Origin of the sequence: Frankia gtarii (assembly GCF_025403375.1) — a bacterium.
In the GTDB taxonomy this organism is placed as follows: domain Bacteria; phylum Actinomycetota; class Actinomycetes; order Frankiales; family Frankiaceae; genus Frankia; species Frankia gtarii.
In genome coordinates this window covers 1-9004 of the sequence record NZ_JAMPTM010000272.1, presented here as the reverse complement: position 1 = coordinate 9004, position 9004 = coordinate 1, and the positions used below count along the sequence as shown (strand labels likewise).

The following is a 9004-nucleotide window of genomic DNA, read 5'->3' as shown; positions in this document are numbered from 1 at the left end:
CCGCCAGCGCGGACCCCGCGACCACCCAAACCGCCGCGAACACCGCCCCGGCGCAGGCCGATCCCACCCGGGGCGACGATCTCACCCCACCGCCGGAAACAGCCGCTCCAGGATGACCGCCACCCCGTCCTCGTCGTTGGACGCGGTGATCTCGTCGGCGGCGGCGAGGACGTCCGGGTGGGCGTTCGCGACGGCGACCGAGTACCCGGCCCAGGCGAACATCGGCAGGTCATTCGGCATGTCACCGAAAGCGATGACGTCGCGGGCGGTCATTCCCCGCTCGGCGGCGAGCTCCGCCAGCGCCACGGCCTTGGACACCCCCGGCCCGGCGATCTCGACGAGGTCCACGCTCGACGTCGTGACCACGGCGTCCGTCCCGGCAAGCGCGACGATTGCGTCGTACACCTCGGTGAACGGCTGACCCCCGCGGCGGACCAGTAGCTTCGTCGCCGGCAGGGCCAGCAGCAGCTCGGGGAACGCCGCGACCAGCTCCTCGGGATCCGGCCACATCGTCTCGAAGGCCGGTTCCCGGCCGAACCGGACGCCGCTTTCCACGGCGAACGCCGCGTCCGGCACCGCGGCGCGGATGGCGCGGGCCAGCCGCAGCGCGGTGGCCTGCTCCAGGTACCGGTGGCTGACCGGCACGCCCGAGTCCAGGTCGAACACGAGCGCTCCGTTCGCGCAGATCGCGAGGCCGGAGGCCGACGTCTGCGCCACGACGGCCGCCATCACCCGGCTCGGCCGCCCGGTGACGAACACGACGGTCGCCCCGCAGCGCTCCACCCGCCGCAGGGCCGCGCGGGTACGCGCCGAGACGGTGCCGTCGTTGCGGATCAGCGTCCCGTCCAGATCGGTGGCGACGAGAGCAGGCGAGAACACAGTGACCCAGTCAACCAGCAACGCGTCGCGGACACGGCGGAATCCGCCAGCATCGCCGCCGACCGCGGGCCGGCGGCGCGGGAACTCCGGCCACCTCCGGCCAGGGCTGTCGGTGTCCGTGACCGTTGCAGGTGTTCGGCGCGGATGTCGACGACCCGGTGACAGGTAGCATGCCGAGCATGGTTCCTGCCGATCGGCCCGGGTCGTCGCCGTCCGGTCGTCTCTCCCGACCCGGGGCGGACGGGGATCCGCTCAGTCCCGGCGGTACCGCCGACGATCCCGGCGCGGCGATCGGCAGTACGCCCACTGCCACCGGGGCGAATACAGTCAGCGGAAAAACATTCGACGAACTCTTCGCTGAGGTTGCCGACAAATGGCAGCGCCGGGCGTCCGGCTCGGGAACGGTCGCCGCTCTCGACAAGGGCGTTCATCATCTCGGTAAGAAACTTGTCGAGGAGGCCGCCGAGGCCTGGATGGCGGCCGAGCACGAAGGTCGCGAACGGGCCGCGGAGGAGATCTCCCAGCTGCTCTACTGGAGTCAGCTCCTCATGATTTCGCTGGGTCTTTCCCTCGACGACGTATACTCCCACCTGTGATCACCCCCCTGTCCTTCCCCGTAGACGCTGAGTAGTGACGATGCTTCGTATTGCGGTTCCGAACAAAGGGTCGCTTTCTGCGGCCTCCAGCCAGTTGCTCGCAGACGCCGGCTACAATGCCCGGCGTGAGTCCGCGGAGCTGGTTATCACCGATGTCGAGAACGACATCGAGTTCTTCTTCCTGCGGCCGCGCGACATTGCCGTCTATGTCGGTTCGGGGCGTCTCGATCTCGGAATCACCGGTCGCGACCTGCTCCTGGACAGCAACGCCGCCGCGGCGGAGCTGCTGCCGCTCGGGTACGCGCACGCCACCTTCCACTACGCCGCCCCGGAGGGGGCGCTTGCGGACGTGACGGAGCTGCAGGGCAAGCGGATCGCCACGTCGTTCCCGGCGCTGGTGCGGGCGGACCTCGCCGGCCGCGGCGTCACCCCGGCGAACATCGTGACCCTCGATGGCGCGGTGGAGACGGCGGTGCGGCTCGGGGTCGCGGACGCGGTCGCCGACGTGGTCGAGACCGGCCGGACGCTGCAGGCCGCCGGGCTGGAGCTGCTCGGCGAGCCGGTCCTGCGGTCCGAAGCCATCGTCATCGCCAAGCGGGGGGCGGAGCTGTCCACGGCGCATGAGCGGTTGCTGCGCCGTGTGCAGGGCGTCCTCGTCGCTCGGCGGTACGTGATGATGGACTACGACGTGCCGAGCGCGGTGCTGGAGAAGGCGTGTGACATCACGCCTGGCTACGAATCGCCGACGATATCGCCGCTGCAGCGGGAGGAGTGGGTCGCCGTGCGGGCGATGGTGCCCCGCGCGGAGGTCAACCGCACGATGGACGACCTGTGGGACCTGGGCGCCCGCGGAATCCTCGTCTCCAGCATCCAGGCCTGCCGGCTGTAACGCCCCCTGCCGCCGTCGTTCGCCTCCACTCCTCCCCGGGGTGGATCAGCGGCGGCTGCCCAGGATCAGTGACATGCCCTCACTGCGCGTCGCGGTGCTGAGGAACTGGCCGCGCACCGCGGAGGTCACCGTGGTGGCACCCGGCTTGCGCACCCCCCGCATCGACATGCACAGGTGCTCCGCCTCGACGACGACCATCACCCCGCGCGGTTCCAGCACGTCGACGAGGGCGTCGGCGACCTGGGAGGTCAGCCGCTCCTGGACCTGCGGCCGGCGGGCGTAGAGATCCACCAGCCGGGCCAGCTTGGACAGGCCGGTGATCTGGCCCCTGTCGTTCGGGATGTAGGCGACGTGCGCCCGGCCGGAGAACACCACCAGGTGGTGCTCGCACAGCGACGAGAAGTCGATATCGCGCACCAGCACCATCTCGTCGTGGCCCTCGTCGAAGACGGTGGTCAGAACGTCGGACGGTTCCCGCCCCAGTCCCTCCACCGCCTCGCGATAGGCCCGTGCGACGCGATCCGGCGTCTTCTGTAGACCCTCGCGGTCCGGGTCTTCACCGATCCCGATGAGCAGCTCGCGCACGGCACGGGCCACCCGGTCGTGATCGAACGGGCGTACCTGCTGCGGCCGGCCCCGACCGCGGATTGGCGAAGCCGGGGAGGCCTCAGTGGCCGCGCCGTTGCCAGGCGTGCTGGAACCGGCGAGGGCGAAGCCGTCCGATTCGGCGCCATTCACCTCTGGTGACGCGCCGGAACCCACCCGCTCATCCGTGAACGCCTCGGGGAAATCGGACGTCAACGGCGTCTCCTGTCGTCGTCGTTTGGCCAGCTCGGCGGGGCCCATGGGTTAGCGATCCGTGGGCCCTCGGACGGACCTTCGCCGCCGGCGGGAGCCGGGGAGCCCTGGCCCTGCGGATAACCCGATCCCTGGGGATAACCGTGCCCACCGGGGCTGCCATTCCCGTTCCCGCCCGGACCAACCGGATTACCGTGCCCGGCCGGATCCGTCCCGGGCGCACCCGGCGCACCGTTGCCCGTGCGGCCGGTGGCTCCGTTGCCGTGACCGGGGTCCTTCACCAGGTCGGCGACGCCGGAGGGAACCAGCCCCAGTTCGGCCGGGGTCTGCACCGGCGGGCGGTCCGAGGGGATGCGCCGACCGACGCCGGTGTAGGTGCCGCGCACCGGCCGCTTCTGCACAGTCGCGAAGACCTCCGCGACGTCGTCCCTACTCAGGGTCTCGGTGTCCATCAGCCGCAGCACGAGGTTGTCGAGCACGTCGCGGTAGGTGACCAGGATCTCCCAGGCCTCGTCGTGCGCGGCCTCGATGAGCCGGCGAACCTCGACGTCGATCTCGCTGGCGACCTCCTCGGAGTAGTCGCGCTGGTGCCCGACCTCCTTGCCGAGGAAGACCTCGCTGCTCTCGCTGCCGAACTTGATTGCGCCGAGCTTGTCGCTCATCCCGTACTGAGTGATCATTGCCCGGGAGATCTGCGTCGCCTTCTCGATGTCATCGCTGGCCCCGGTAGTGGGGTCGTGGAACACCAGCTCCTCGGCAGTGCGGCCACCGAGGAGCACGGCGAGCCGATCCAGCATCTCCGAGCGGGTCGACAGGTACTTGTCCTCCAGCGGGAGCTGCATCGTGTAACCGAGTGCGCGGCCCCGAGGCAGAATTGTGATCTTGTGTACCGGGTCGGAGTTCGGAAGCGCGTGCGCGACGAGGGCGTGCCCGCCCTCGTGGTAGGCGATGCGCTTCTTCTCCTTGTCGCTCATCGCCCGGGTCTTGCGCTCCGGGCCGGCCATCACCCGGTCGATCGACTCCTCCAGCAGCGCCGAGGAGATGAACTTCAGGTTGGACCGGGCCGCGAGCAGAGCGGCCTCGTTCAGCACGTTGGCCAGGTCCGCACCGGTGAAGCCCGGGGTGCGCCGGGCGATGACCATCAGGTCGGCATCCGGACCGATCGGCTTGCCCTTGGCGTGCACCCGCAGGATGGCCTCGCGGCCCAGCAGGTCCGGGCGGTCGACGACGATCTGGCGGTCGAAACGGCCGGGCCGAAGCAGCGCCGGGTCGAGGATGTCGGGCCGGTTCGTCGCCGCGATGAGAATGACGCCACCCTTGACGTCGAACCCGTCCATCTCGACGAGGAGCTGGTTGAGGGTCTGCTCGCGCTCGTCGTGTCCGCCGCCGAGCCCGGCACCGCGATGACGACCGACGGCATCGATCTCGTCGACGAAGATGATCGCTGGCGCGTTCGCCTTGGCCTGCTCGAACAGGTCCCGAACTCGGCTGGCGCCGACACCGACGAACATCTCGACGAAGTCGGAACCCGAGATCGAGTAGAACGGCACGCCGGCCTCGCCGGCGACGGCCCTGGCCAGAAGGGTCTTACCGGTGCCCGGCGGGCCGTAGAGCAGAACACCCTTGGGGATCTTCGCGCCGATTGCCTGGAACTTACTCGGGTTCTCCAGGAACTCCTTGATCTCCTGGAGCTCCTCGATCGCCTCGTCCGCGCCGGCCACGTCCGTGAAGGTCGTCTTCGGCGTGTCCTTGCTCACCAGCTTGGCCTTGGACTTGCCGAAGTTCATCACCCGGTTGCCGCCGCCCTGCATCTGGTTCATGAAGAAGAACAGAAGCAGGACCACCAGCAGCACAGGCAGCAGGTTCAGCAGGAGGGAGACCAGGATGTTTCCGCGATCGACGGAGACGTCGTAGGCGACGCGCTTGTTCCGCAGCTCATTGGCGAGAACGACACCCTGTTCAGTGACATAGGACGACTCGAACTTCCGGCCGTCCTTCGTCTGGATCTGGATGAGCTGCTTCGAGTCTTCGATCTTGGCCTTCGTCACCCGGCCTTCGTCGATCTGCTGCTGGACGAAGTTCAGGTCTCGCTTGCCGTACTCACTGGGACCCGAGAGGACACCGGTCGTGAGAATGATCACGAACAGGACCAGGAGCAGCAGTGGCACCCAGCTGCGGAAAATTCTTCTTGGAGTCATCTGTCTGGAGCGCCGGACACGAGCGCTCCACCCTCCTGACGTGTGTACTGCCCTCGATCGGGATTCCCTTGTGCCGAGGGTACCGCCGGTGCGCGCGTCTCACCGCGCGTACATCCGACCAACGGACCGGCAGGCCGCGCTGTTCCGGGCTGGACGATCTGGTGGCGCACGGGGGTGCACCCGCGGTCTCGACGCCGGGCTGCGCCGCCCGGATCGCTCAGGCCGGGGCCCCGCGCTCGATCGCCGCGGGCGTCAGGGTCCCGACGAAGGAGAGCGTCCGATAGTACTCGGAGTAATCAAGCCCGTACCCGACGACGAAGGCGCTGGGAATGTCGAAGCCGACATACCGGACGTCCACGTCGACCGTGATCGCTTCCGGCTTGCGGAACAGGGCCAGCACCTCCAGTGAGGCGGGCCCGCGCGAGCGCAGGTTCTTCAGCAGCCACGACAGGGTCAGGCCCGAGTCGATGATGTCCTCCACGACGAGCACGTCGCGGCCCTCGATCGAGCGGTCCAGGTCCTTGAGGATGCGCACCACCCCGGAGGAGGAAGTCGACGACCCGTAGGACGAGACGGCCATGAACTCCATGGTCAGCGGCACAGTAAGGGCCCGGGAGAGATCGGCCATCACCATCACGGCGCCCTTGAGCACGCCGACCAGGAGGATCTCCCGGCCGGCATAGTCGGCGTCGACCCGGGCCGCGAGCTCCGCGATCTTCGCGGCGATCTCGTCGGCGGTGACGAGGACCTCGTCGATGTCGGGGTGCGTCGCGGCCGCCGGCGGGCGGTCGTGGGGGCTGCCGGCATCGGGTGTCGTCGTCGCGGACTGACTCACCTGATCGTCCTCCTCGAGGTACGCCGCTGCGGCGGGATCCGGCCCACGGCCGGCGGGTCCGGCGGGTGGCCACGGCGGAGCCACTGGTCCGGTGAGTGTGATCCGGTCCGCCCAGCGCCGGGCGAGGACACCACCCGGCAGCGGCACGGGTTTCTGGCCGCGCCAGCGCGTCACGAGTTCCTCCACCGCCCAGACGTGCTCGGCGCGCAACGCCGAGGCCGAGGCGCCGACGTCGAGTGCGGCCCGGCGCAACACGCGTCCGCGGATCGCGGCGGGCAGGGCGGCCAGGGCCGCCACGCCGAAGCCGACCTCCCCGCCGGTCGAACCGGAGGCCGCAGCGGTGATTGGACCGCTCCTCGGGCCCGAACCCGGGCCGCCTGGTGCGATGACGGCGGCGGTGACGGTCGCGGCGTAGGCATCGGTGGCCGCCGCGTCCAGCGCGTCCGCATCGGCCCGCAGCAGCTCGGCGCCGCGGGCCAGGGACTCGGCGATGCCCGGTCCGAGCTCGGCCTCCAGCAGCGGCAGGACCCGGTGACGCACCCGTGCCCGGGCGAACGCCGGATCCTCGTTGGTTGGATCGTCCCAGACCGGCAGCCGCTCGGCGAGGCAGGCGGCCCGGGTCTGAGCGCGACGCAGGTGCAGCAGCGGGCGGCGCAGCAGGCCGTCGCGCGGGCGCATCCCGCCGAGCGAGCGGGCCCCCGAGCCCCGCGCGAGCCGCAGCAGCACCGTCTCGGCCTGATCGTCCAGGGTGTGACCGATCAACACCGCGCGGGCGCCCAACCGGTCGGCCGCGGCCAGCAGCGCGCCGCGGCGGGCATCGCGGGCGGCGCCCTCCGATCGCGGCGCGTGCGCGGTAAGGACCTCCACGGGGCGCAGCCCGAGGACTCGTCCCAGTTCGGCGACGCCGCGTGCGCGCTCGGCCGAATCGGGATCCCAGCCGTGATCGACCACCAGTAGCCCGGCTCGCAGGGCCCGGCGGGGGGCCACGAAGGCGAGCGCCGCGGCGACAGACAGCGAATCCGGCCCGCCGGAGCAGGCGACCAGCACCAGCTCACCCGGGTCGAGATCGGCGACCGCGTTGCGGACCGCGAGCCGGACCGCGGCCACCGCGGGATCCGGCGCTCGGCCGGCTCGTGCCGGCCGGGCGGGTGAGGTGCCGGGCGGCCCGGAAGCCACATCGGGGTGGTCACCGCCGGTGGCAGACCGGGTCACCGCGTCGGCCGACAGCTGGACGCGCAGGAGGGCGTCCAGCGGACCACGACCGTCACGCCGAAATCGACGGGCGACTACCCAGGACGCGTTGCATCCATGCGGTGGGATCGGCCAGCTCCGCGCGGGTCGGGAGCGTCGTCGGTGACTCCCAGACCGTGTTGAAGCCCGTCACCCCGGACTCGGCGACGACGGCCCGGACAAAGGCACCGCCCTGGCGGTACTGCTGGAACTTGAGGTCCAGCCCGAGTAGGCGGCGGATGAACCGGTCGAGCGGCGAGCCGCCGTCACGGCGGCCCTCGAACTTCGACCGGATATCGGCCACGGTGGGGACCACCCGGGGCCCGACGGCATCCATTACCTGGTCCGCGTGGCCCTCCAACAGCGTCATGATCGCCTGGAGGCGGTCGAGCACCGCCCGCTGGGCCGGGGTCTGTAGTGCCTCGACCACGCTCGGGCTGTCGGCGCCGCGGTCGAACACCGCCCCGCGTACCGCGGCCACCGCCGAGCGGACCCGGTCCGCCAGGACGTCCGGATCGAGATCGGTGGCCTCGATGAACGCGGTGATCTCGGACTCCAGGTGGGACCGCAGCCACGGCACGGCGGTGAACTGGGTCCGATGGGTCTGCTCGTGCAGGCAGACCCACATTCGGAAGTCACGCGGCACGACGCCCAGCGTGGCCTCGGCATGGGCGATGTTGGGCGCAACAAGGCTCAGCCGACCGACCGCGTCCGGCGTGGCCGACTCCCCGCCGGGGCCGGTGAGGTACTCCTCGGGCGGCAGGAACACCTCGTACTGGCCCAGTACCTTGCCGGCGAGGTAGGCCAGCGCCGTGCCGAGCTGGATGCCGGTGACCCGCCGACCGATGGCAGTGGAGAAGGTGCCTCGCTGCTGATCGGACAGCTTGCTGAGCAGAGGCGTGGTGAGTACCCGCAGACCGGCGACGTTGGAACGCACCCATTCGGGCCGGTCGACGACGTTGATGGGGGTGATGGCGCCGACGGGCGTGAGGTGGGTGTAGTCCTCCACGTGCCGCTCGGCTTCCACCGCGAGGCGGCGGAGCTCGGCGACGACCTCGCCGGCCTGCTCCCGGGCGATCTGCGGGCCGGGGCGGACCAGCCTCCTCGCCGTCGTCACGGCGAGTTCCCAGTCGACCAGCTCGGCGTCCACGAATCCGAGCGTACCGGGCCGGCCGTCGCTCTGCTCCCGCGTCGCCGACCCCGGGGCGCGGCGCGGGCTCCGGCCGGGCCGGTCGGTTCCGGGGATCGCCACCGTTTCAGCGGGCCGGGACGGTCGGCGCGCCGCGTGCGGCCGGTGCCGGCGCGGGGCAGCCGCAGCCGGCGAGCGCCGCCGCGACCCGGTCGAGCGCGGCCTTGGTACCGCCCGCCTCCTCCGCCGGGGACAGGAAGGCGAACAGCAACAGCCGCCCGTCGGCGTCGACGAGCTGGCCGGCGAGGCTGCTGACATTGCGCAGCGTGCCGGTTTTGGCCCGGACGTCGCCCGCGCCGGGCGCCGTGTCCGCGGTGGCGTAGCGGTCGTTCAGGGTGCCGGAGAAGCCGGCGACCGGCAGGCCGGTCAGCACGGTTCGCAGGGCGGGCC

The 9004-nt window shown here is 70.9% G+C and carries 8 protein-coding genes; 2 read left to right on the top strand and 6 right to left on the bottom strand.

Going from position 1 to position 9004, the window contains the following annotated elements:
• Nucleotides 1–81: 81 nt before the first annotated feature.
• On the bottom strand, nt 82–879 hold the full coding sequence (locus NBZ83_RS26645) for an HAD family hydrolase (RefSeq protein WP_261566878.1): 798 nt from the start codon (nt 877–879) through the stop codon (nt 82–84).
• Nucleotides 880–1010: 131 nt separating this feature from the next.
• On the opposite strand from NBZ83_RS26645, the gene NBZ83_RS26640 reads away from it, so the two are divergent.
• Nucleotides 1011–1475, top strand: a complete 465-nt coding sequence (locus NBZ83_RS26640; RefSeq protein WP_261576017.1) for a phosphoribosyl-ATP diphosphatase — start codon at nt 1011–1013, stop codon at nt 1473–1475.
• Nucleotides 1476–1515: 40 nt separating this feature from the next.
• A complete protein-coding gene (gene hisG, locus NBZ83_RS26635; RefSeq protein WP_261566880.1) occupies nt 1516–2364 on the top strand; it encodes an ATP phosphoribosyltransferase in 849 nt (282 codons plus the stop codon).
• 45 nt (nt 2365–2409) lie between these two features.
• Here the strand turns inward: hisG and folE are convergent, their stop codons facing one another.
• From folE to NBZ83_RS26610, 5 genes are all read right to left on the bottom strand, one after another.
• Complete coding sequence (gene folE / locus NBZ83_RS26630; RefSeq protein ID WP_261576016.1) at nt 2410–3165, bottom strand: GTP cyclohydrolase I FolE; 756 nt, start codon at nt 3163–3165, stop codon at nt 2410–2412.
• Entirely contained in the window at nt 3162–5360 is a 2199-nt protein-coding gene (gene ftsH, locus NBZ83_RS26625) for an ATP-dependent zinc metalloprotease FtsH (RefSeq protein WP_261566881.1), read from the bottom strand. Before ftsH ends, folE begins: the two co-directional genes overlap by 4 nt.
• Nucleotides 5361–5577: 217 nt before the next feature.
• Nucleotides 5578–7371, bottom strand: coding sequence for a hypoxanthine phosphoribosyltransferase (hpt, locus tag NBZ83_RS26620; protein WP_438803168.1), 1794 nt, complete (start codon nt 7369–7371; stop codon nt 5578–5580).
• A gap of 88 nt (nt 7372–7459) precedes the next feature.
• Nucleotides 7460–8575: a zinc-dependent metalloprotease gene (locus NBZ83_RS26615; RefSeq protein ID WP_261566907.1), complete on the bottom strand. Its 1116-nt coding sequence runs from the start codon at nt 8573–8575 to the stop codon at nt 7460–7462.
• Between the two features lie 106 nt (nt 8576–8681).
• The coding region (locus NBZ83_RS26610; RefSeq protein WP_261576015.1) for a D-alanyl-D-alanine carboxypeptidase at nt 8682–9004 on the bottom strand (323 nt) is incomplete at its 5' end.